At 75.7% G+C, this 21,113-nt stretch carries 20 protein-coding genes and 1 pseudogene; 14 read left to right on the top strand and 7 right to left on the bottom strand.

Features of this window, described 5'->3' with window-relative positions; all coding sequences use genetic code 11:
* Positions 1-135 precede the first annotated feature (135 nt).
* The gene (locus ABZ497_RS15745) at positions 136-1,320 is read right to left on the bottom strand and encodes a PQQ-dependent sugar dehydrogenase (protein WP_359805446.1); all 1,185 of its coding nucleotides are present in this window, start codon (positions 1,318-1,320) and stop codon (positions 136-138) included.
* 238 nt (positions 1,321-1,558) lie between these two features.
* Here ABZ497_RS15745 and ABZ497_RS15740 point away from each other — a divergent pair, with 238 nt between their 5' ends.
* The 3 genes and pseudogenes from ABZ497_RS15740 (at position 1,559) to ABZ497_RS15730 (ending at position 3,035) form a co-directional block, all read left to right on the top strand.
* Positions 1,559-2,371, top strand: a complete 813-nt coding sequence (locus tag ABZ497_RS15740) for a helix-turn-helix transcriptional regulator (protein ID WP_359805444.1) — start codon at positions 1,559-1,561, stop codon at positions 2,369-2,371.
* A pseudogene (locus ABZ497_RS15735) lies at positions 2,368-2,541 on the top strand (DUF397 domain-containing protein); the annotation flags it as partial. The gene ABZ497_RS15740 and the pseudogene ABZ497_RS15735, both read left to right, overlap by 4 nt.
* 161 nt (positions 2,542-2,702) lie before the next feature.
* Entirely contained in the window at positions 2,703-3,035 is a 333-nt protein-coding gene (locus ABZ497_RS15730) for a hypothetical protein (RefSeq protein ID WP_359805442.1), read from the top strand.
* Between the two features lie 86 nt (positions 3,036-3,121).
* Here the strand turns inward: ABZ497_RS15730 and dhbC are convergent, their stop codons facing one another.
* Positions 3,122-4,324 carry an isochorismate synthase DhbC gene (gene dhbC, locus ABZ497_RS15725; protein ID WP_359805471.1) on the bottom strand — a complete coding sequence of 401 codons (1,203 nt, stop codon included), beginning with the start codon at positions 4,322-4,324 and terminating at the stop codon, positions 3,122-3,124.
* 652 nt (positions 4,325-4,976) lie between these two features.
* Here dhbC and ABZ497_RS15720 point away from each other — a divergent pair.
* The 3 genes from ABZ497_RS15720 to ABZ497_RS15710 all read left to right on the top strand — a co-directional run bounded on the left by ABZ497_RS15720 (position 4,977) and on the right by ABZ497_RS15710 (position 7,908).
* Positions 4,977-6,347, top strand: a complete 1,371-nt coding sequence (locus ABZ497_RS15720; RefSeq protein ID WP_359805440.1) for an MFS transporter — start codon at positions 4,977-4,979, stop codon at positions 6,345-6,347.
* 4 nt (positions 6,348-6,351) lie between these two features.
* Entirely contained in the window at positions 6,352-7,014 is a 663-nt protein-coding gene (locus ABZ497_RS15715; RefSeq protein ID WP_329490405.1) for a TetR/AcrR family transcriptional regulator, read from the top strand.
* 162 nt (positions 7,015-7,176) lie between these two features.
* On the top strand, positions 7,177-7,908 hold the full coding sequence (locus ABZ497_RS15710; RefSeq protein WP_359805438.1) for a siderophore-interacting protein: 732 nt from the start codon (positions 7,177-7,179) through the stop codon (positions 7,906-7,908).
* A 28-nt stretch (positions 7,909-7,936) separates the two neighbouring features.
* On the opposite strand, the gene ABZ497_RS15705 is transcribed toward ABZ497_RS15710, so the two are convergent.
* Positions 7,937-8,494 (bottom strand): NUDIX domain-containing protein, encoded by a 558-nt coding sequence (locus tag ABZ497_RS15705; RefSeq protein ID WP_359805436.1) that lies wholly within the window; start codon positions 8,492-8,494, stop codon positions 7,937-7,939.
* Positions 8,495-8,639: 145 nt separating this feature from the next.
* Between ABZ497_RS15705 and ABZ497_RS15700 the strand changes: the two genes are divergently transcribed.
* Complete coding sequence (locus ABZ497_RS15700; protein WP_359805434.1) at positions 8,640-9,008, top strand: hypothetical protein; 369 nt, start codon at positions 8,640-8,642, stop codon at positions 9,006-9,008.
* A 20-nt stretch (positions 9,009-9,028) separates the two neighbouring features.
* Here ABZ497_RS15700 and ABZ497_RS15695 read toward each other — a convergent pair whose 3' ends face one another.
* Both ABZ497_RS15695 and ABZ497_RS15690 read right to left on the bottom strand, forming a co-directional pair.
* Positions 9,029-10,156: a CapA family protein gene (locus tag ABZ497_RS15695; protein ID WP_359805432.1), complete on the bottom strand. Its 1,128-nt coding sequence runs from the start codon at positions 10,154-10,156 to the stop codon at positions 9,029-9,031.
* Positions 10,157-10,311: 155 nt separating this feature from the next.
* Positions 10,312-11,019: a M24 family metallopeptidase gene (locus tag ABZ497_RS15690; RefSeq protein ID WP_359805430.1), complete on the bottom strand. Its 708-nt coding sequence runs from the start codon at positions 11,017-11,019 to the stop codon at positions 10,312-10,314.
* Positions 11,020-11,411: 392 nt separating this feature from the next.
* Here ABZ497_RS15690 and ABZ497_RS15685 point away from each other — a divergent pair, with 392 nt between their 5' ends.
* From ABZ497_RS15685 to ABZ497_RS15670, 4 genes are all read left to right on the top strand, one after another.
* Positions 11,412-12,179: a universal stress protein gene (locus tag ABZ497_RS15685; RefSeq protein WP_359805428.1), complete on the top strand. Its 768-nt coding sequence runs from the start codon at positions 11,412-11,414 to the stop codon at positions 12,177-12,179.
* A gap of 137 nt (positions 12,180-12,316) precedes the next feature.
* Positions 12,317-13,543 carry a M48 family metalloprotease gene (locus tag ABZ497_RS15680; RefSeq protein ID WP_359805426.1) on the top strand — a complete coding sequence of 409 codons (1,227 nt, stop codon included), beginning with the start codon at positions 12,317-12,319 and terminating at the stop codon, positions 13,541-13,543.
* Positions 13,544-13,685: 142 nt separating this feature from the next.
* Positions 13,686-14,108 carry a MarR family transcriptional regulator gene (locus tag ABZ497_RS15675; protein WP_329490397.1) on the top strand — a complete coding sequence of 141 codons (423 nt, stop codon included), beginning with the start codon at positions 13,686-13,688 and terminating at the stop codon, positions 14,106-14,108.
* Between the two features lie 123 nt (positions 14,109-14,231).
* Complete coding sequence (locus tag ABZ497_RS15670; protein WP_359805424.1) at positions 14,232-15,419, top strand: PP2C family protein-serine/threonine phosphatase; 1,188 nt, start codon at positions 14,232-14,234, stop codon at positions 15,417-15,419.
* Positions 15,420-15,500: 81 nt separating this feature from the next.
* Here the strand turns inward: ABZ497_RS15670 and ABZ497_RS15665 are convergent, their stop codons facing one another.
* Together ABZ497_RS15665 and ABZ497_RS15660 are read right to left on the bottom strand one after the other, a co-directional pair.
* Complete coding sequence (locus ABZ497_RS15665; RefSeq protein WP_359805422.1) at positions 15,501-16,937, bottom strand: ABC transporter substrate-binding protein; 1,437 nt, start codon at positions 16,935-16,937, stop codon at positions 15,501-15,503.
* Positions 16,928-17,530, bottom strand: coding sequence for a hypothetical protein (locus ABZ497_RS15660; RefSeq protein ID WP_359805420.1), 603 nt, complete (start codon positions 17,528-17,530; stop codon positions 16,928-16,930). Before ABZ497_RS15660 ends, ABZ497_RS15665 begins: the two co-directional genes overlap by 10 nt.
* 144 nt (positions 17,531-17,674) lie before the next feature.
* On the opposite strand from ABZ497_RS15660, the gene ABZ497_RS15655 reads away from it, so the two are divergent.
* From ABZ497_RS15655 to ABZ497_RS15645, 3 genes are read left to right on the top strand one after another with little or no spacing between them, the layout of a single operon-like run.
* Positions 17,675-18,295 (top strand): hypothetical protein, encoded by a 621-nt coding sequence (locus tag ABZ497_RS15655; protein ID WP_359805419.1) that lies wholly within the window; start codon positions 17,675-17,677, stop codon positions 18,293-18,295.
* 13 nt (positions 18,296-18,308) lie between these two features.
* On the top strand, positions 18,309-20,285 hold the full coding sequence (locus ABZ497_RS15650; protein WP_359805417.1) for an ABC transporter permease: 1,977 nt from the start codon (positions 18,309-18,311) through the stop codon (positions 20,283-20,285).
* Positions 20,282-21,049: an ATP-binding cassette domain-containing protein gene (locus tag ABZ497_RS15645; protein ID WP_359805415.1), complete on the top strand. Its 768-nt coding sequence runs from the start codon at positions 20,282-20,284 to the stop codon at positions 21,047-21,049. The genes ABZ497_RS15650 and ABZ497_RS15645 overlap by 4 nt, the downstream gene beginning before the upstream one ends.
* Positions 21,050-21,113: the final 64 nt, after the last annotated feature.

Raw genomic sequence — 21,113 nt, 5'->3', positions numbered from 1 at the left:
CCGACGGCCCGGAGGGGTCCCAACTCCCCTCCAGCACAAGCGATCTGCGGGCGAACCACGCCGACCGGTCGGCGGACCGCGCACTCGATCCGAGCATGTCAGAAGCGGCCGGGACCGCGGGGACCGGCCGCGCCGCTAGGAGACGGTCAGGCGCAGGATCCGGTCGTCGCCGGAGCGCGAGTCCCCGCGCCCGTCGGTGTTGTTGGTGACCAGCAACAGCGTGCCGTCCCGGTCCGCGACCACCGTGCGCAGCCGCCCGTAGGCGTCGTCGAGGAACGCCTCCGGAGCCCCCGCCGCGCGGTCACCGTCGAGCGGGACGCGCCAGAGCCGGGTACCCCGCAGCGCGGCGATCCAGACGGCGCCGTCGGCGTAGGCGATACCGCTCGGGGACGCGTCAGCGGTATGCCACTGGGCCACCGGGTCGATGAAGTCGGGGCGGTTCCCGGCGCCCTCGACCACCGGCCAGCCGTAGTTGCCGCCGGCCTTGATCAGGTTCAGCTCGTCCCAGGTGTCCTGGCCGAACTCCGAGGCCCAGAGTCGCCCTTGGGGATCCCAGGTGAGCCCCTGCACATTGCGGTGGCCGTAGGAGTACACGGGCGAGCCGGGGAAGGGGTTGCCGGGAGCGGGGGTGCCGTCCGGGGCGAGCCGCAGGATCTTGCCGCCGAGCGAGCCCTTGTCCTGGGCGAGCCCGGTGTCGCCGCTGTCCCCGGTGCCCACGTAGAGCAGGCCGTCGGGGCCGAAGGCGATCCGCCCGCCGTTGTGCCGGGGCCCGTGCGGGATGCCCGTCAGGAGGGCCTCGGGCGTGCCGAGTTGCTGCTCCGGCGGCCGCGTCGGGTCGTACGTCAGACGGACGACGCGGTTGTCCGCGACGGTGCTGAAGTAGGCGTACACCAGGTGGTCGGTGGCGTAGCCGGGCGACAGCGCGAGGCCCAGCAAGCCGCCCTCGCCGCCGGAGACCACCCCGGGGACGGTCCCGGTCCCGGTGCGGGCGCCGTCCTTCGCCGCGACCCGGCCGATCCGTCCGTCGTCCCGCTCGGACACCAGCAGGTCCCCGTCGGGCAGCACCACCAGGCCCCAGGGCGCCGCCAACTCCTCGGTGACCGTCGCCCGGACGGCCACCGACGGCGCGGCACCGGGCGTGGCCGGGGCGGAGGCGGTGGCGGAGGCGGTGGGGGAGGCGGTGGGGGAGGCGACTGCCGAGGCGGCGGCAGAGCTCGGGGCGGCCGACGTGGCCGGGGGCGCCGGCGCCGACGAACAGCCCGCGACGGCACCGGACCCCAGGACCAGAGCCAGCACCCCGGCTCCGACACGACTGCGCACGAGCGTCTCCCCTCAGGAGGACGGTCCAGCAGGACCGGAACGGCTGCCGCACGGGACCGGAGGGCACGGCAGCCCTCAGCTCATCACAGCGACCCCGCGCTCCACCGCCCGACACTCACGGCACCCGCCCCGAGCGGGGTTCACCCGGACGCGCGGTTTCGGATGGTTCGCCCACACCCCGGCCCGCTCCCGCCCTACTCTCGGAGCCCGAGCCGGTCGAGGAGCAGGGGGCTCCGCCATGAGCGCTACTTCCAACACGCCACCGCCGATGGCCTGGCGCTACTGCGGCAACCAGATCAAGCTCTGGCGCACCCGGGCCGGGGTCAGTCGCGAGGACCTGGCCAGGGACGCCGGCTACAGCGTGGAGAGCGTCCGCTCCATGGAGGCCGGTCGGCGCCGACCCTCCAGGCACCTGCTCGACATCGCCGACGAGTTGTGCGGGGCGAAGGGCATCCTGGCGGCGGGCGAGGAGTTCCTGAGGCCCGAGAAGTACCCGGACTTCGCCGAGGACTACATGCGCTACGAGGCTGAAGCCGTCATTCTGTCGAACTATCAGAACCAGCTCATCCCTGGCTTGCTTCAGACCGAAGAGACCGCCAGGGCCCTCATGAACTCCTACTGGCCCCGGATGGACGACGAGACGGTCGAGGAGCGTGTAGCCGCACGACTTGACCGCCAGAACCTCCTCAGCACCCCGACCAAGTCCTTCTGCTTCCTGATCGGCGAGGCCGCACTGCGACACCCACTAGGTTCAACGGAGGCCCAACAGCGGCAGCTTCGCCACCTGCTGGCCGCCGGGGCGCCTCGCCACGTAACCATCCAGGTCGTCCCGGCCAGGGACGCCCACCCCGGCCTCGACGGTCCATTCGTACTTCTGGAGACCGCCGATCACATCCGCCTCGGCTACGAGGAGGGCCAGACCACAGGCTTGCTCTATTCCGACCCGTCAAAGGTGAGCGTGCTCAGCCAGCGCCATGAAATGATCCTTCGACAGGCCCTCGCCCCCGAGGCGTCGGCGAGGTTCATCGACAAGTTGGCGGAGGAGCAATGAGCACTGAGCTCGCGTGGTTCAAGTCCAGCTACAGCGGCACCGCGGGCGGCGAGTGCGTCGAGGTCGCCGCCATGACGACCGCCGTGCGCGTCCGGGACTCGAAAGACCGGAGCGGGCCGCAGCTCGCCTTCTCCCCCGCCGCCTGGGCCGACTTCGTCGCCTTCGCGGCAGCCACGGAGACACCGCTCTCCCGAGCGGTCGGATCCGCCGGGCGGGTGTCGGGCATGCGGGCGCCCTCGTACGCGCGCGGCAGGCATCGTTCGTGAGCGACCGTCAGCTAGCCTGCGTCGTCGGAAGGCCTGAGGGCATCGCGGTGACGAAAGGGTTCACCATGGCGGAGAACTTTGCAGAGCGGCCGGCGCCGGAGTCCGTGCGCCTGATCGACTCCGAGGAGGCGAAGGCCGTCCCGGGGATCGTCCCGGGCACGTTCATCCTCGTGGTGAACGGGACCAAGCCCTACCTGAACATGACCGTCCGGCTGTCGCCCCGGGTCTACCTCGCGCAGCCGGAGTACTGGGGCATCGAGGTGGTCGGCTCGCTGTCCGGCATCGGGCTCCCCGCCACCGCCCCGTACACGGAGTCGCTGCCGCTGGACGGCATCACGGGGAGCAAGGGGATCGAGGTGATCGGGGCCTACCGGACCGAGCGGATCGACCTGCCGTAGGGCCCGGGTCGTCAGCCGGGGCCGACCGCGACGGCCGGCCCCGCACCCGAGTGCCGCACAGCGAGCTTCGGCCGCCGCCCGGACCCTCACCGCGGCACCCCCGCGGCGTCCAGGAAGGTGCGGAACTTGGCGCTGGTCTCGGCCAGTTCGGCCTCCGGCCGGGACTCGGCGACGACGCCCGCCCCGGCGAACACCCGCAGCGTGCCCTCGTCGGCCTCCGCGCAGCGCAGGGTCACCACCCACTCGCCGTCACCGTCCGCGTCGCCCCAGCCGACCATCCCGGCGTACAGTCCGCGGTCGAACGGCTCGATCTCGCCGATCGCCCGCCGCGCCGCCGGCGTCGGCGACCCGCAGACCGCCGGGGTCGGGTGCAGGGCGGTGGCCAGCTCCAGCGCCGACACCGCCGGGTCGGCCAGTTCGGCGGTGATCGTGGTCGCCAGGTGCCACATGGCGGCGGTCCGGACCAGGGTCGGGGCGGCCGGCACCAGCAGCGTCCGGCAGTACGGGGCCAGCGCCTCGCGGATGGCGTCCACCACGAAGGCGTGCTCGCGCAGGTCCTTCGGGGACTCCAGCAGCGCGGCGGCCCGGCGGACGTCCTCGCCCAGGTCGGCGGTGCGCGGCACCGAACCGGCCAGCGGGTTCGCCACCACCGTGGTGCCGCGGCGCGAGAGCAGCAGTTCGGGGCTGGCGCCGATCAGGGTGCGACCCGCCCCGGCGGGCACCGCGAAGGTGTAGCCGCTCGGGTCGCGGCGGGCCAGCCGCTGGAGGATCGCGGGCAGATCGAGCGGGCGACCGGCACTCAGTTCGAGTGTCCGGGCGAGCACGACCTTGCTCAACTCGCCCGCCCGCAAACGCCGGACGGCCTCGGCGACGCCCGCCCCGTACACCTCGGGCTCGGGCACCGGACGGACCCGCCACTCCACCGGCTCGGCGGCCGGGGCGGGCAGGGCGATCAGCGGGTCGTCCCGCAGCGCGCCGCAGACGCGCAGCCCGGCGGGCACGGCCAGTTCGGCCCTGCTGTCGTGGTCGAACGCCACCGCGCCCATCACCAGCGGCTGCCGGACCCCGTCACGGCGCGCCCGGGCCAGTGCCTCGGCGACCCGCACCGGCAGCGGGCGCTCGTCCTGCACCACCCTGGCGTGCACGCCCTCGGCGAGCAGCGTGCGGGTCGGCGAGGCGAAGAACGCCTCGTCGGGCGCGGCCCGGTACTGGCCCAGCAGCCCGCTGGCCGCGCCGATGACGGTGTGGTCCGTCCCGGCGGGGGCGTGGTGCACGGTGGTCACCTGGATTCTCCCAGTCTGCGAGTGGCCGCCGGGTGCCCCGGTCGGGGCGGTCGGCGGGTGGGGCGGTTCGGGGCCGGGTGAACGGTTCGCCCGGGTGGCGCGAGGGTCGCTGGTGGTCCGGAGCCTCGGCCCCCGGTGGACGCGGGGCAGTCGACCCTCGGCGGCCGCGTGCGAGCCGGTCGGGCGACGCGGGTGGCGCCGCCGTCCGGACACCGGTTCCGTCCGGTCAGGGGCGGAGCACCGGGGCGGGCGGGGTTCCCGGCCGCAGGTTCGCGATCAGGCCCGCTGATTCGGGCAGTCGCACCTGGACACCCCCTCCCCGAACTCCCCTTGAGCGGCAACATTAGGCAAGGCTAACCTAACACACCCGTTCGGGTGCGCCGCGGAGCTGCGAGTCCGTCAACTCGCGGCGGCAGCCGCCGTTCCGCACCGGGGTCGACCGGGGCGCACCATCGAGCCTGGACGCAACGTTGCGTCCAGTGCTACGTTCAAATCGCAACGCAACGTTGCGTCTACTTTCGCCTCCGGGGCCCGCCCCGCGCTGCGCCGACTCCGCCCCGCGCTGCGCCGACTCCGCCCCGCGCGGAACTCCCGCCCCGCCAGGCCTCACCTCCCTCACCTCCCTCACCTCACCTCACCTCACCCGAGGAGCACATCCGTGCCTTCCGCGCCCCCCGACAGCCCCCCGGCGGCGGCCACAGCCTCGTCCGCCCTGTCCGCCCCGGCGACTCCGCTCGCCCGGGCCGCCATCGCTCTCGCCTTCTGGGTCACCATGGCGGGCACCACCGTCCCGACCCCGCTCTATCCGATCTACCAACAGGCCTTCGGCTTCTCGCCGTTGATGGTCACGGTGACCTTCGCCGTCTACGCCGCCGGAGTCGTCGTGGGCCTGCTCACGCTCGGCCGCCTCTCCGACCGGATCGGCCGCCGCCCCGTCATGGCCGGCGCCCTGCTCCTCGCCGCGGCCGCCGCCGGACTCTTCGAGGCCGCCTCCGCCCTGCCCTGGCTGCTCGTCGCCCGGGTGGTGTCCGGCCTCGCCGCAGCCCTGGTCACCGGCGCCGCCACCGCGGCCCTGCTCGACCTCGCTCCGCCGGAGCGCCGGCTGCGGGCGCAGACCCTCGCGCTCGCCGCCAACATGGGCGGACTGGCCGGCGGCACGCTGCTCTCCGGGATCCTCGCCGAATGGGCCGGCTCCCCGCTGCGGCTGCCCTGGACGGTGATGCTCGCCCTCACCGCGGTCGCCCTGCTCGGCCTCTTCGCCGTCCCGGAGAGCGCGCCCGGCGGCGGACCCCGCAAGGCCCTCCGCGAGGCCCACCACACGGCCGTTCACACGCCCCCTCGCACGGCCTCCCGCAAGGCCCGTCGCGAGACCCCCGGGAACGCCCCGGGGAGCACCGGCGCCGCGCTCCCCCCGCCCTTCGAGCCGCCGCTCGTCCCGACCGCCATCCGGCCCGCCCTGCTGCGCGCCGCCCTGACCGCCGGGTCCGGCTTCGCCGCCCTCGGCGTCCTCACCTCCGTCAGCGGGCTCTTCCTCGCCACCGTCCTCGGCATCCACCACCACGCGCTCACCGGCCTGGTCGCCTGCCTCGCCTTCGTCGCCACCGGGGCCGGCCAGGTACTCGCCCGCGTGCTGCCCGGCCCCCGCGCCCTGCCCGCCGCCTGCGCCGGGCTCGTCGTGGCGGCGGCCCTGGTCGCCACCGCGCTGCTCACCGGGACGCTGCCGCCGCTGCTCCTCGGCGCGGTGCTCAACGGCCTCGCCACCGGTACCGCCGTCGCCACCGGGCTCGCCACCATCAACGGGGGCGTCGAACCGCGACGGCGCGGCGAGGCGATCTCGGCCTACTTCGCCGTCCTGTACACGATGCTCTCGGTACCGGTGGTGGGCGTCGGGCTCCTGATCCGGGCCACCGACCTGCGCACGGCAGGGGTCGTCTTCAGCGCGCTGGTCGCGGTACTGGCCGTCGGCGTCGCGGCCGGCCTGACCGGCCGTCGCGCACGGCCGACGCCCCTCGCGGCGGAGGAGGCGTGAGAGGATGGGCCCGACCCAGCACCCCGGCCGGCTCCCGCAGCGGCCCGCCCGTGAGGACCGCAGCGCCATCGCCGCCCAGCCCCGCCCCGCCACCGGCAGCAGCAGCGCGAGTACCGGCGGTCGCCGCAGCGAGGCCGCGCGCCTGGCCGTGCTGAACGCCGCCGACGACCTCCTGGTCGAGCACGGCTTCGAGGGCCTCACCATCGAGGGCATCGCCGCGGCGGCGGGCGTCGCCAAGCAGACCATCTACCGCTGGTGGAAGTCCAAGGTCGACATCCTCTTCGACAACCTGGCGCTGGACTCCGGTCCCGCCCTGGTCTGGCCCGACTCCCCGGCCACCCCGGCCGACCTGCGCGTCTACCTGCACCGCTTCGCCGCCTTCCTCGGCGAGGAACCGGCCGGCCGAGTCCTGCAGGCCCTCCTCGGGCACGCGCAACTCGACTCCCGGACAGCAGAGTTGCTGCACACCGGCTTCCTCGACCCGCTCCGCGAGCGGGACGTCGCGCACACCCGGGCCTGCCTCGGCACCTCCGAGGACGAGGCCGCCGCACTCCTGGACGCCCTGCTCGCCCCGCTCTACCACCGCGCCCTGGTGCTGCGCCGCCCGCTCGACCGGGCCTTCGTCGACACCCTGCTCGACCGGCAGCTCGCCCGCTTCACGCACTGATCCGGGCGCCCACTCCGGGCACCACCCGCCATCACCCGCCACCGCGCGGCTGCCGCACCGCACCGCCGTGCGGCCGTTCGCCGTGGCGCGCCCCGGCCCCTCCGTCACCGAACTCCCCTTCACCCGGCCCGAGTCCACCTCCGGGCCCGCTCAGGAGTCATCATGTTCCGACGCCCCCGCCCGGCCCACGACGTCGAGGTCATCGCCACCACCCCGCTGACCTCCACCCTCACCCGGATCACCTTCAGCGGCCCGACGCTGCCCGACCTCGGGATCGAACACCCCACCCAGTGGGTCAAGTTGGCCATCCCCGAGGGCCCGTCCCGGGCCTACACCATCCGCCGGCACCGACCCGCCGAGCGCGAGGTGGACATCGACATCGTCCTGCACGGCAACGGACCCCTGGCCCGCTGGGCGTCCATCGCCCGACCCGGCGACCGGGCCGTCCTCGCCGGCCCGCGCGGCCGCCGGCCCGACCTGGACGGCGTCACCCGGCTGCTCCTCGCCGCCGACGAGAGCGCGCTGCCCGCCGCGCTCACCATTCTCGATCAACTGCCCAGCACGGTAAGGGCCTTCGCCTACTTCGAGATCGCCACCGGCGCCGACGCGCTGCCGCTCGGCACCGCCGCCGAGCTCACCACCACCTGGCTCCCCCGCGACGGCGCCCACCCCAAGGGCCGGCTCCTCACCGACGCCGTCCTCGCCGCCGACGTCCTGACCGGCCCTGACCCTGCCGGCCCCGCGGGAACCACCGGCTCCGCCGCCTGGATCGCCGGTGAGGCCGTCGCCGTCGGAACCCTCCGCCGCCACCTCCTCGGCGACCTGGGCCTCCCCCGCGACCGGGTCCACGCGAAGGGCTACTGGAAGCACGGCGAGGCCAACCACCGGGAGTGAGCGCACCGGCCGTCGCGACCGGCGGCGGTCAGTCGGCCGACCGCCGCCGCGCCAGGCGGTACGGCCCGAGGAAGTAGGAGAGCGCCGCGAGCGACGCCCCCTCGGGCACCTCCCCGGCGGCCAGCAGCTCGACCACGTCCTCCTCCGCCACCCACTCGACCCGGGTCGCCTCGCTCCGGTCGGTCGGCTCGCCGATCCGGGTGCAGCCGGTCATGTGGAACGCGTGGAAGCGCATCGTCGAGATGCCGGACATCGCGTTGAACCCGACCAGCGGCTCCACCCGGCCCGGTCGCCACCCGGTCTCCTCCTCCACCTCCCGGGCGGCGGCCGCCGCCGGCTCCTCGCCCGGCTCCGCCCACCCGGCCGGCACCTCCCACCCCCACTGCCCGGTGATGAACCGGTGCCGGTACAGCAGCAGGAACCGGCCCGCGTCATCGGTCACGACCGCCGTGGTGCAGGCCTTCGGCATCCGCACCACATGGTGGTCGACCCGCCCGACCCCGGGGATCTCCACGTCGTCCAGCCACAGCTCCACCCAGGGCGACTCGTAGACCGGCCGCCGGCCGTACGTCTTCCACTCCGTCATCGGCCGGCTCTCCTCCGCACCCGTGACCACCACGTCTTCCGCTTCGACCCTCTCACGCCGCCGCCGGGCCCCCGGGCCGCCCCCGGCGGCCGCCCGCCCGGAAATCCGGATGCCGACGGCATGGCGCGCGCCTACCGTGAGCGGCATGTGCACCCGGAGCCGGACCTCGCGACGACACTTCGTCTGCCCGCCGTGCCGGCTGTCCGTGAAGCGGCACGGCGCACCGGGGCGGGACGTCTGCGCGCGCTGCGGCGGCGAACTGGTCGACGCGGGCCAGGACCTGGCGGTCCCGCGACGCCGGGACACCGCGGGGTGGCGGGCCCTGACGGCCCTGCTCGCCGCGGGGGTGACCTTCCACTCGCGCTGCTGCTACGGCCCGGGGTGGCGGCCGCGCACCCCGGGGGAGGTCCGCGAGCGGCTCGCCCGGTCGGCGGGCGGTGGGCGGCCGGTGGCCGAGGCGCTCACCACCCGCGACCCGCACGACCTCGGCCCGGCGGACCGTCGCCGCGTCTGAGCGCGGCCACGTCCACGGCCTCAGCGCGTCGCGCCCGCCACCGGGGCCAGCCCGGTGCAGCCCCGCAGGCCGTCGCGGCGCTTGAGCGCGGCCGTCGCGGCGGCGCCGGTCTGCGGGACGGGCACGCCCTGGCCGTCGACGGTGGCGGGCGTGAACACCTCGCCGGTGACCTTGCCGGCCGCGGTCAGGGTCAGCGTCGTCACGCCGGTCTCGTTGGAGTTGGCGTAGTCGGAGGTGCCGTACCAGAGGAAGTTGCCGAAGCCGTAGCCGATGTAGGTGGAGCCGAGCATGCCCGAGCCCAGCATGGTGTGGGCGTGGGTGCCGACCACAGCGGTGGCCCCGGCGGTGGCGAGCTTCTTGGCGATGGCGCTCTGGGCGCCGGTCGGACAGGCCTTGCCCTCGTCGCCCCAGTGCAGGTACACGAGCACGACGGGCGCCTGCTTCTTCGCCTCCTCCACCGCCTTGACCAGCGCGGCGGCGTCCAGCGCCGAGGCGATGCCCGGCTTGGTGGCGCCGGCCCGCCACTTCTGGTTCGTCAGGTCCTCGACCTGGCTGGCCGCGAGCACCGCGACCTTCACCCCGCGCACGGTGGTGACGTACGGGGCGTACGCCTCCTTGGCGTTGCGGCCGACGCCGACGACCGGGATCGGCGCGGAGTCCTTGGCGGCGAGCGTGTCGGTGAGCCCGTCCGCGCCGAAGTCCACGGCGTGGTTGTTGGCCATCGAGACGACGTCGACGCCGGAGTCCTTGAGGGCGGTGAGCGCCTTGGGCGAGGTGCGGAAGGTGTACGTCTTCGGCTCGGGGGCACCCCGGTCGGTGATCGCGGTCTCCAGGTTGAGGACGGCGAGGTCCGCGTCGGAGAGGGTCGTGGCGATCGGGCCGAGCGCCTGCTCGGGCGCCTTCACCGCGAGCCGGGCCTCGGTGCGGCCCTCGAAGTGGACGTCCCCGGCGAACGCCACCGTGATCGAACCGTCCGGGCGGGGCGCCGAGGCGCTCGCGGACGGCGAGGCGGGCGCCGTCCCGGCCGCTGAGGGCTTCGCCGCGTCGCCCGCCGGCGCGGCCTTGGCCGGCGCCGGGTCGTCCGGCCCGCAGGCGGCCACGGGTATCAGCCCGAGCAGCAGTGCGACGGCGGCCGCGACTCGGCGCATGTGAAGTCCCCCCGAGGGTCGATTCGAGAGCGGTCAGACTACGCCATTCCCCCACATCGCCTTCGGTCTGCCTCCACGGCCCGCCCGCCCCGCGCCCGCCCTGCGCCAGGGCGCAGGACGGGCCCGGCGGCCGGAGCGCGGGCCGGGGACCGCGGTCAGGCCAGGTCGAGCAACTGCTCGTAGAAGCCGCCGAAGCCGCGCTCCCGGTCGACGAGGTGCAGCTCCAGGATCCAGTGGCAGACCCGCCCCGACCGGTCGGTGCGGCGCAGCGGGGTCTCGTTCTCGGGGTTGATGTAGGAGTCGGCCTTGGCCCCGTCGTTCACCTCGTGCGGGAACTCGCCCACGAGGTGGCCGGCGTGCCAGATGCCGACCTCCCAGCCCGCCTCGGCGGCCAGCCGCTCGACCTCGGCGTGCAGCTGCCGCCCGGTGATCTCCGGGTCGGCCGCGAAGAACGCGCGGCCGGCGTCGAAGATCCGCGGCAGGTCGGCGAGCAGCCGCCGCTTGTGCGGATCGCCGCCGAAGACGTAGGTGCGGCCGAAGTCCGCCTCGTACTCCTCGAAGACGGGGCCGAAGTCGGCGAAGGCCACGTCGTCGGCCCCGATGACCCGGTCCGGCGGGTTGTCCCGGTACGGGGCCAGGGTGTTCGGGCCGGAGCGGATGATCCGCTTGTGCCAGTGCCGGGTGGCGCCGAACATCTCGTTGGCGAGATCCCGGATCCGGTCGCTCGCCTCGCGCTCGCCCACCCCGGGCGTTACCAGTTCGCGCGCCTCGGCCTCGGCGAACAGGGCGATCGCCTTCTCCTGCGCCGACACCAGGCCCTCGACGCGCCGGACCTCCTGCGCGCCGGACGGTTCGACTGCCATACCGGATCCCCTCTCCCCAGGTGGCGCCGGCGGGACCGGCGCCACAGCTCACGGCCACTGCCCGCGCCCACCGGGCCGGACAGCCCCGACCGATCGTATCGGCGGGCCCGGCGGGCCCGCCTCGGTGTCCCCCCGGCTCCACCGCAGGGGACGGACCAGCCTGGTCAACCGCCGCACCGGGACGCCCCGGCCCCCACAGCACCCCCGCACCCGGCTCCACCACCACGACCCGCCACCGCCGGCACCACCCCCACCAGGACACCCCGGCCCCCACGACCGCCGCACCGGGCCGTCGTGTCCCTGGCGCACCGGCCGTCCGGACGCGCAGCGTGGAGGGGTGCACGCTCCCGGGGCTGCACGCTCCCGGGCCGAGGTGGCGAGGTGGACGGCGCATGGACGGTGTGGGAATCGGCGCGGCGAACGGCGGCCGGCGACGGATCGTGGTCGGGATCGACGGCTCCGCGCCCTCGAAGGCGGCGCTGCGCTGGGCGGTCGGTCAGGCGGGCCTGACCGGGGCCGCGGTCCACGCGGTGGCGGCCTGGGAGTACCCGTCGCTCTACGGGTGGCTCACGCCGCTGCTGGACGACGGCTTCGAGCGGGCGGCCCGGCGCACGCTGACCGCCGAGGTGGACGAGGTGGTCGGCCGGGACCGGCCGGTGGAGATCGAGGAGAGCCTCGTCCTCGGCCACGCGGCCGAGGTGCTGCTGGAACTGTCCGCGGACGCCGACTTCCTGGTGCTCGGCAGCCGGGGGCGCGGCACCTTCGCCCGCACGCTGCTGGGTTCGGTGAGCTCCCACTGCGCGGTGCACGGCAGCTGCCCGGTGGTGATCGTCCGCGCGGACGGCGCCGCCGCACCGGTGCACGCCGCCCCTGCGGCGACCGCGGCTCCCCTCACCGAGGACGCGGGATCGGCCGTCCGCACCAAGGAGTGGCAGGTGAGCCTGCACCTCGTCGAGGGCCGGGACACCACCCGGGTGCACGCCGTGCTCGACGCCGACGGCAGCGTGCTGCACGCCGACACCCGCGCCCGCCGCAGCCCGCAGGACGAGCCCGCCGAGGCGGTCGGCGACGCGTTCGCCGTGGGGAGGGCCCTGGTCGAGCTGGGGCACCGGCTGCTCCGCAGCGGCACCGAGTCCGCCACCGGGCCGGCGCGGGAGTGACATGCTGATCCCGGCGGCCGCCGGCCGGCCCGCGCCCGACGGGCAACCGGTGGGCGCGGCCGGACGGACAGCGCCCGACGGACGGCGCCCGGCAGCGGGTGGCCGACAGCTCACGGACTACGGATGACAGCCGACAGATGACAGATCCGGTCAGCCCGCCTCCGGGCTCAGCGACCCCCGCCCCCGGCGCCGGTACCGGCGCGCCCGACTTCACCCCCGCCCAGCGCGCCCGGGGCCGCGCGCTGCGGCGTGCCCAGTTGCCGTGGGCACTGGGCGGGCGGCTGGCCGGCCTTCTCCTGACGCTGCTGCTCGGGCTGAGCCCGGCCGGAGCCGCTCTGGTGACGGCCGCCGGCGACCTGTTCGGCGGCTCGCGGACGGCCGAGGTGCTGGCAGGGGCGGCCGCCCTGGTCCTCCTCGGCCGGGCGGCCCAGCTGCCGTTCGCCGCCGGCGCCCGGACGGTGCGGGCCCGGTTCGGCCTGGTCACCCAGGGCTGGGGCGGCTGGGCGGTGGACGCCGTGCGCGGACTGGCGCTGGGCCTGGCCCTGGTGCTGCCCCTGGCGTTCGGACTGTTCGCGCTCACCGACCGCTGGCCGGACCGCTGGTGGCTCCCGGCCGCCGGCGCGGCGGCGCTGCTCACGGCGGCGCTCTCCTTCCTCTACCCGCTGCTGGTGGAGCCGGTCTTCAACCGCTTCACCCCGATGGCGCCCGGCCCGCTGCGGACCGCCCTGCTCGCGCTCGCCGACCAGGACGACGTCCGGGTGCGGGACGTCCTGGTGGCGGACGCCTCCCGGCGGACGACGGCCCTCAACGCGTACGTGTCCGGCCTGGGCGCGACCCGACGGATCGTCGCCTACGACACGCTGCTGTCCACCGCCGAGCCGCGCGAGGTGGAGCTGGTGGTGGCGCACGAACTCGGGCACGTGAAGCACCGGGACGTGCTGACCGGCACGGTACTGGGCGCGGTGGGGGCGGCCGTGGTGGTCTGCCTGATCGGCCTGCTGACCGGCTGGGGCCCGCTGCTGTCGGCGGCGGGGGCGACGGACGCGGCGGATCCGCGCGTCCTGCCGCTGATGGCGGCCTGCGCGGCCCTGCTGGGCGCCCTGTCGGGGCCGGTGCAGTGCGCGGTGAGCCGCCGGGTCGAGGCCCGGGCGGACCGGCACGCCCTGGAACTGACCTCGGACGCCGAGCAGTTCATCGCCATGCAGCGCAGACTGGCAGTGGCCAACGTGTCCGATGTCGACCCGCCCCGGGTGCTTGAGCTACTGTTCGCCACTCATCCGAGTGCCACCCGCCGGATCGCGGCCGCCCGCGCCTGGCAGGCCGCGGGAGGCACCGGCACCCCGGACGGCGCCACGACCGGCTGAGCCGCGCCCCTGGCCGGGTGCCGCCGGCCGCGGAACGGGGCGGAGGACGGCGGCGGACGGCGTGGCCCGACAGCACACGGCGGGCACAGCGGAGCCCAAAACGTTGTACAGTGCAACAAATTACCGAGGAGGTAGGACCGCCGTGCCCGGCCGCGAGACATCGATCGACACCATCCAGCGCGAGCTGACCGCCTTCGCCCGGCGTGCCCGGCACAAGGCCTCCCAGCTGCACCCGGACCTCTCCCTGGTCACCTACAGCATCCTCGACCTGATCAACGAGCGCGGCGGCTGCCGGGCCGCCGACGTCGCCTCGTACTTCATGCTCGACAAGTCCACCGTGAGCCGCCAGGTCACCGCGCTGGAGAAGCTCGACCTGCTGCGCCGCGAGACCGATCCGGACGACCAGCGCGGCCAGATCCTGCGCGCCACCGAGGCCGGCCTGACCCTGCTGCGCGAGGCCAGCGAGCAGCGCCGGGTCGCCTTCACCGCCCGCTTCACCGAGTGGTCCGACGAGGACGTCGCCCGCTTCGCCGGCTACCTGGCCCGCTACGGCGCCGAGGACTGAGCCGAGGACCGGGCCGGGGGGCGCCGGTCCCGTCCCGCCGGCAACGGCCTGCCGACAACCGGCTGGCGGCAACGGGCCGACGCCGGGGTGCGGGGTACCGCTCCGACGGTGTACAGAGGAGGGGTGCCCCTTCGGCAGGGTCCTCGCGACCGCCGCCGGTCGTGGCGGCTCGGCCGCCACGCGCTGACGGCGCTCCCGCTCGCGCTGATCGTCGTGATCACCGTGGTCGACGTCCTGTCACCGCCGACGATCCACCTCGGACCGCTGCTGATCGTGGCCCCCGCGATCACCGCGTCCTTCGCGGGGGCGCGGACCACCGCGGCCGTCGCCCTGCTCGCGCTCGCCGGCCTCACCGTCATCGGCATCACGCGCGACGGGCTTACCACTCCCAACCACGAGACCCAGCTCGGCGCGCAGATCGCCGTCTCGGTGCTGATCGTCGCGCTACGGGTGCTGCGCGACCGGCACGAACGGGAGCTGGCCCAGGTCCGCTCCGTCTCCGAGGCCGCCCAGCGCGTCCTGCTGCGCCCGCTGCCGGACCGGATCGGGCACCTGCGCCTCGCCTCCGTCTACCTCGCCGCCGAGGCCGAGGCGCAGGTCGGCGGCGACCTCTACGCGGCGGCCCGCACCCCCGGCGGCACCCGGCTGCTGGTCGGCGACGTCCGCGGCAAGGGCCTCTCCTCGCTCGGCGACGCCGCCCTCCTGCTGGGCGCCTTCCGGGCGGCCGCCCACCTGCACGCCGACCTCACCGACCTCGCCGGCTATCTGGACGGCAGCGTCCGCTGGGGTCTCGCCCGGCTCGGCGAGCAGCCCTGCGAGGAGCGGCCGGGTGACGGGACCGGTCGCGGCCACCGGTCGGGCCCGGACAGTGCCTCCGCCGGGGCGGCGGCGGACGACTGCGAGGAGTCGTTCATCACCGCCGTCATCCTGGACATCCCGGACGACGGCTCGGTGGTCCGGCTGATCGACTGCGGCCACCCGCCACCGCTGCGGCTGCGGGCCGACGGCGTCACCGCGCTGGACGCCCGCCGGCCGGCGCCGCCGCTCGGGCTGGGCGAACTGGCCCCGGGCGGCTACGAGGTGGACGAGTTCGCCTTCCTTCCCGGCGACCGTCTGCTGATCTACACCGACGGCGTGATCGAGGCCCGCGACGCCCGGCGGCGGTTCTACCCCCTCACCGAGCGCGTCACGGCCTGGTCCGCCGACCCCCCGGAGGCCCTGGTGCAGCAGGTGCGCCACGACCTGCTGGCCCACGCGGGCGGACGGCTGGACGACGACGCGGCGATCGTCGCGGTGGAGCGCCTCGGCTGAGGGCGCTCCGGGGGGCGCAGCGGCGCGCGGGCCGCCGGCGGCGGTGGTCCCGCCGTACCGCCCCGGAGCCGTCGGCTCCCGTCACGGTCGGTAGGGCAGTTGCGGCACCTCGAAGCACGTGGTGGTCATCGAGGCCACCTGGGTGACCCAGCCGCCCCGGCCCCCGTAGGCGGTGTCCTGCCAGCGGGCGGCGTTCAGACAGGCCCGGGTCGGCCCGGTCGGCGGGGGCTGCGGGACGAACGAGGCGGGCAGGATCAGTCCGTGCGCGTCGTACGGCTCGGCACGGTTCATGAACCGCTCGACGCAGGCCCGGGTGAGGTCGGCGCCGCAGGAGTCCATCGCGTCGGTGAGCCACTGGGCGCCCGCCCAGCCCTCCAGCTCCCAGGCGGAGAGCAGCGGTTCGCGGTCGGGGTAGTAGCGGGACATCGCGGCGCGGAAGTCCCGCACCGCCTGGTCCTGCACGTCCTCGTAGTTGAGGCTGGCCGAGGTCGCCCAGAGCGCGTTGCGGCAGCCGGGTGAGGCGCCGTAGTCGGTGCCGACGGTCTGCGACCAGTTCTGCACGTTGGTCGCCTTCGCCGCGACCCGCACCCCGGCCTCGTCGAGCGCCCGGCAGAGCGCCGCGTTGCCCCGGGTGTCCATGGCGTCGAGGAGCAGCTGCGAGCCGTCGGCGCGCACGGCGGCGGCCACCGCCTGGAAGTTCGGCAGCGCGAAGTCGACCGTCTGCATCAGGACGCGGTAACCCTCCGCCTCCAGTCCGGCCTTCAGTTGGGCGGCGTAGCGGGCCGAGTCGGCCTGGTTGTAGGCGACCACGGCGGCGCTGGTGGTGCCCAGCCGTTCGGTGAAGAAACGGAACACCTCGGGGGTCTGGTAGAGCGTCCCGTTCCAGCCGACGGCCTGCCCGTCGCGCGGCGCGCCGCTGCCGTAGATGCCGTAGAGGTGCGGCCAGCGGTCGTAGGCCGTGCCGATCGGCTGGCCGCCGACGTCCGGCACGCCCTTCCCGCTCACGTACGGCGCACCCGCGTAGTCGAGCACGCTGCCGGAGACGAAGGCGAAGACGTGCTGCTGGTCGATCAGGCGGTGCACGCAGTCCTGGTTGCCGATGCCGCTGCCGCCGTCGTCGCAGGTCACCAGCTTGACGGTGCGCCCGTGCAGGCCGCCCCGGTCGTTGAGGGCCTGGACGAAGGCCTGCGCGCCGTAGCGCGGGCCGCTGAACACCTCACTGCCGACCGGACTGGTGAGCGAGGTGACCACACCGATCCGGATCTCGGTCGCCGTGACGCCGGTGTCGGAGGCGGGGTTGGCCCCGGCGGCGGTGCTCGCGCCGGCCGGGGTGGGGCGGTGGGTGAAGGCGCTCCCCGGCAGCCGGGTGCCGCAGGCGGTGACGGCGGTGAGCAGCAGCGCGAGGAGGGCGGCGCCCCCGCAGCGGCGGCGGACGCGGCGCCGCGGGACGCGAGGGCCGGGCCGCCGACGGCAGTGCGCGTCGGCGGCCCGGCGGGACGGCGGGGCCGTCAGCCGCATCCGGGGACGGCGGCGCCGCTCCCACCGCCGGCCTGGGCGAGCAGGCCGCAGAGCGACGAGCGGGAGACCTTCCAGGTGCCGTTGTCGAGGACGGCCTGGCCGGTGGCGTCCGGCGCGACCACCGTGCCCTGGAGCGAGAGTTCGTAGGTGACGGTGGCCTCGGTCGGCGAAGTGAACGTCACGTTCGTGACCTTGGCCTTGACCTGACCGACCCGCGGATCCTGCGAGAAGCCCTGGAGCGCCGGGAGCAGCGCGTCACCGTTCTGGAGCAGCGTCGCCTTTTCGGGGATGGGGGTGGTGGGGTCGAAGAACTTCTCCCAGTTGGCGGTGACCTGGTTCGTCGCGGTCGCCGGATCGGCGGGGGCGGTGGCACCCGCACTCACGGTGGCACTGGCACTGGCGCTGGTGGTCGCGGTCACCGTGACGGACCCCGACGCCGGGGCGGAGATCGACACCGAGGCCGAGGGCGAGGAGCCGGACGAGCTGCTGCTGCACCCGGCCACCGCGCCCACCAGCAGCAGCGCGCACAGCGCCACCGCCGGTCGCGGGACCGGGCCGCCGCCCCGACGGGTGCCGCTCTGCCTTACTCGCATGGTGTTCCTCTCGACGAACTCGGCTGCGCCGCCCGGGTCGGCGCCGACCGTTCGGGGGCGCCGCGCGGTCCGGTCCGCCGCTCTCCGGATGCTGTCCCAGGCCGATCCTGGAAATGTCGCACGTGACACCATGAAGGCGGATCCATGGACGAATCGCAATCCGAGCGCGAGAAGCCGCATACCACTCCGAACGGGGCGGCCGGGCGGCCCGGCCGGGGGCTGCTGCGCTCGGCCGTCCGCGCGGCCCGCACGGCGCCGGGCGCCCGCGAGTGGCCGGGCTGGATCCTCGCGGCCGCCGGGGCGGCCCTGTGCGTCCTGGGCTGGTACGGCGTCTCCGGCGAGGCCTTCGTCGAACAGCAGATCCCCTATCTGGCCTCCTCCACCGTCCCGGGTGCGGCGCTGATCGTGGCGGGCATCATCGTGGTCGCCCTGCGTTCACCCGGTCGGCCGCCGGCCCCGCCGACCCCGCCCACCGCGGACGACCTGACCGACCGACGGGTCGAACGGCTCTACACCCTCCTGGTCGAACCGGAGCAGCCGGAGGAAGCCACGGCGCCGGAGGAGCCCGCCGCCCCCGGCACCGGTCTGCTCGCCGTCGCCGAGGGCACGCTCTACCACCGGCCGGACTGTCCGCTGGTGACCGGCAAGCACGGCGCGCGGCCGGTCGACGACTCCGCCGTACGGGCACGCGGGCTCCATCCCTGCCGGATCTGCGCACCGGCCGCCCCGGACGCGCCCGCCGACCCCGCCGACCCGGCCGGCTGAGGGGGTGCCACCGGTGCCCGACACCCCTCCCCTCGACTCCCTCGGCCTGACCGTCGACCTCGCCCTGGCCGGTCTCACCGTCGGCAGCGCGGCCGCGCTCAGCGGCATCGGCCTGGTCGTCTGCCACCGTGCGACCGGGGTGCTCAACCTCGCCCAGGGTGCCCAGGCGATGCTCATCGCCTATCTGCTGCGCGACCTGGTGGTCGTCCGGCACTGGCCGGTCTGGCCGGCCCTCGCCTTCTGCCTGCTGCTCGTCGCCCCCGCGCTCGGCGTCCTGCTGGACGTCCTGGTCTACCGGCCCCTGCAACGGCGCGGCGCCGGGACGGCCGAGACGATGGTGGCCGGTCTCGGCGTGTTCGTGCTGCTCATCGGGGTGGCGGTGCTGGTCTGGGGCACCGCCCCGCTGAGCGGCGCGCCGTCCCCGTTCGGCGCCGAGCCGATCGCCCTCCCCGGCGGGCACACCCTGCGCCCCGACACCGTGGCGCAGCTCGCCGCCGTCCTGGTGCTCGCCCTGACGGTGGCCGCCACCACCCGTTTCACCCGGTTCGGCCTCCAGGTGCGGGCCGTCGTCGACGACCGCCGGCTGGCCCGGCTGGCCGGGGTGGACGCGGACCGGGTCTCGGCGGCGGGCTGGGCGTTCGGCTCCTTCACCGCCGGGCTGGTCGGCGTCGCCCTCGCGCCGTACCTGCTGCTCGACCCGTACGGGCTGCCGCTGCTGGTGATGGAGACGATGGCGGTCGCGGTGGCGGCGCGGCTGCGCAGCATCCCGGTGGCGGTGGTGACCGGCCTCGGCCTCGGGATCGCGCAGGCCGAGCTGACCAGGCTGCGGCCGTCCGGCCAACTGCTGCCGCTGGTGCAGGCGGTGCAGGCCAACCTGTTCGTGGTGGCGCTACTGGCCGCCGCGCTGCTGGCCGGCCCGCGGATCACCGGCGGCGCGGGCGACCGTGCCCCGCTCGCGGTGCCGGGACCGGCCGGCGGGGGCCGGGCGGCCCGGGCGGTCTGCCTGGTGCTGCTCCTGCTGCCGCTGGGCTTCCGTGACAATGACCTGCGCAGCGCGCTGCTGGTGCCCGCGCTCGCCCTGGTCCTGCTCTCGATCGTGGTGGTGACCGGGTACGGCGGGCAGATCTCGCTCGGCCAGGCCGGGTACGCCGGGCTCGGCGCGCTGGGCACCGCGCTGCTGATGTCCGGGCGGATCCCGGCCGTCCCGCCGCTGCCCGCCGTCCCCGCGCTGCTGTTCGCGGTGCTGGCCACCGCCCCGCTCGGACTGCTCACCGGCTGGCCGGCGATCCGGCGGCGCGGTCCGGCGCTGGCCCTGGTCACCTTCGCGGTCGGGACGGCGATGAGCCGCTTCGTCTTCCAGCAGCCGTACGCGACCACCGGGCTCACCCTGGACCGGCCCGCCTTCCTGGCCGGCGACCGCGCCTTCTACCTGGCCGAGCTGGTGCTGCTCGGGCTGGGCCTGCTGGTGGTGCGGGGTCTGCACCGGGGCCGGCCGGGCCGGGCCCTGACCGCGATGCGCGACCAGGAACAGGGCGCGGTCGCGGCAGGCGTCAACGTGCCCGGGCTGAAGCTGTTCGCCTTCGTGGCCGGGGCGGCGCTGGCCGCGCTCGGCGGCGGGCTGATGGGCCTGGCCGGGCGCGCCTTCGACCCGGCCTCGTTCGATCCGGTGCGCGGGCTGCTCTGGTTCGCCGCGGTGGTGGTGGCCGGTGCGGACAGCGCGCTCGGCGCGGTGCTGGCCGCCGCGCTGCTGATCGGCCTGGACGCGGGCACGGTGGCCGGGGTGTCGGCCGTCGCGGTGGGTCTGCTGGCGGCGGCGATCGGCCGCCTGCCGGGCGGTCTCGCCGGCGCCGCCGCCCGCCTCTCCCCGCGCCACCCGGCGCACCCGGCCGCCACGCTGCCGCCGGGCCGCCTGACCCCGACCGGCCGCCGGATCCGCACCCTGATCACGGCCCGGCAGGCCGCCGCCCGGGGCGAGGAGGCCCGACCGTGAGCCCGCCGGGCAGTGGCCGGGCCCTGCTGACGGCCCGGGGTGTGATCCGCCGGTACGGCGGCATCGAGGCCGTCGCCGGGGTCGACCTCACCGCGCCACCGGGGCGGATCACCGCACTGATCGGGCCGAACGGCGCCGGCAAGAGCACCCTGTTCGACTGCCTGGCCGGGACGGTCCGCCCGGACGCCGGCCGGGTGCTGCTCGGCGGCCGGGACGTCACCCGGCTGCCCGCGTACGCCCGGGTGCGGCTCGGCCTGGCCCGGACCTTCCAGCAGATCGCCGTCTTCCCGACCCTCTCGGTGGCCGACAACGTCCGGATCGGCGCCGAGCAGCGGCACCGCCGCCGTCCGGACGCGCGTGCCGTCGACACGGCGACGGCGCGGGCGCTCGCCCTGTTCGGCCTCCAGGACCTCGCGGCGGAGCCGGCCGGTGCGCAGCCGACCGGGGTGCTGCGCCTGCTGGAGCTTGCCCGCGCACTGGCGGGCGACCCGCAGGTGCTGCTGCTGGACGAGCCGGCGGCCGGCCTGGACACCACCCAGACCGCCCGGCTGGCCGCCGTCCTGCGTGGCCTGGCCGACCGGGGCATGGCGCTGCTGCTGGTCGAGCACGACCCCGACCTGGTCGGCGAGTTGGCCGACACCGTGTACGCGATGGCCGGCGGCCGGGTGGTGGCCTGCGGACCGGCGGCCGCCGTGCTCGCCGACGCCCGGGTGGCCCGGGCCTGGGGCGGGGCCGCGCCGGGGGCCGGGGTGGGCGCCCCGTGACCGTCGAAGCCACCCGTGTGCGCCAGGGACCACCGGAAGCCCTCCGCGAGCCGGCCCCCGCCTC

It is taken from the genome of Kitasatospora sp. NPDC005751 (genome assembly GCF_040630835.1).
Lineage (GTDB): Bacteria > Actinomycetota > Actinomycetes > Streptomycetales > Streptomycetaceae > Kitasatospora.
This window is presented reverse-complemented; position numbering and strand designations above follow the sequence as displayed.

Bases quoted from the DNA above. Each gene is read 5' to 3' on its own strand.
- ABZ497_RS15705 (WP_359805436.1), bottom strand. From the start codon at position 8,494: ATGACGGAGTGGAAGACGTACGGCCGGCGGCCGGTCTACGAGTCGCCC.
- ABZ497_RS15740 (WP_359805444.1), top strand. From the start codon at position 1,559: ATGAGCGCTACTTCCAACACGCCACCGCCGATGGCCTGGCGCTACTGC.
- ABZ497_RS15710 (WP_359805438.1), top strand. From the start codon at position 7,177: ATGTTCCGACGCCCCCGCCCGGCCCACGACGTCGAGGTCATCGCCACC.
- ABZ497_RS15660 (WP_359805420.1), bottom strand. From the start codon at position 17,530: ATGCGAGTAAGGCAGAGCGGCACCCGTCGGGGCGGCGGCCCGGTCCCG.
- ABZ497_RS15700 (WP_359805434.1), top strand. From the start codon at position 8,640: ATGTGCACCCGGAGCCGGACCTCGCGACGACACTTCGTCTGCCCGCCG.
- ABZ497_RS15655 (WP_359805419.1), top strand. From the start codon at position 17,675: ATGGACGAATCGCAATCCGAGCGCGAGAAGCCGCATACCACTCCGAAC.
- ABZ497_RS15665 (WP_359805422.1), bottom strand. From the start codon at position 16,937: ATGCGGCTGACGGCCCCGCCGTCCCGCCGGGCCGCCGACGCGCACTGC.
- ABZ497_RS15680 (WP_359805426.1), top strand. From the start codon at position 12,317: ATGACAGATCCGGTCAGCCCGCCTCCGGGCTCAGCGACCCCCGCCCCC.
- ABZ497_RS15690 (WP_359805430.1), bottom strand. From the start codon at position 11,019: ATGGCAGTCGAACCGTCCGGCGCGCAGGAGGTCCGGCGCGTCGAGGGC.
- ABZ497_RS15715 (WP_329490405.1), top strand. From the start codon at position 6,352: ATGGGCCCGACCCAGCACCCCGGCCGGCTCCCGCAGCGGCCCGCCCGT.
- ABZ497_RS15730 (WP_359805442.1), top strand. From the start codon at position 2,703: ATGGCGGAGAACTTTGCAGAGCGGCCGGCGCCGGAGTCCGTGCGCCTG.
- ABZ497_RS15695 (WP_359805432.1), bottom strand. From the start codon at position 10,156: ATGCGCCGAGTCGCGGCCGCCGTCGCACTGCTGCTCGGGCTGATACCC.
- ABZ497_RS15685 (WP_359805428.1), top strand. From the start codon at position 11,412: ATGGACGGTGTGGGAATCGGCGCGGCGAACGGCGGCCGGCGACGGATC.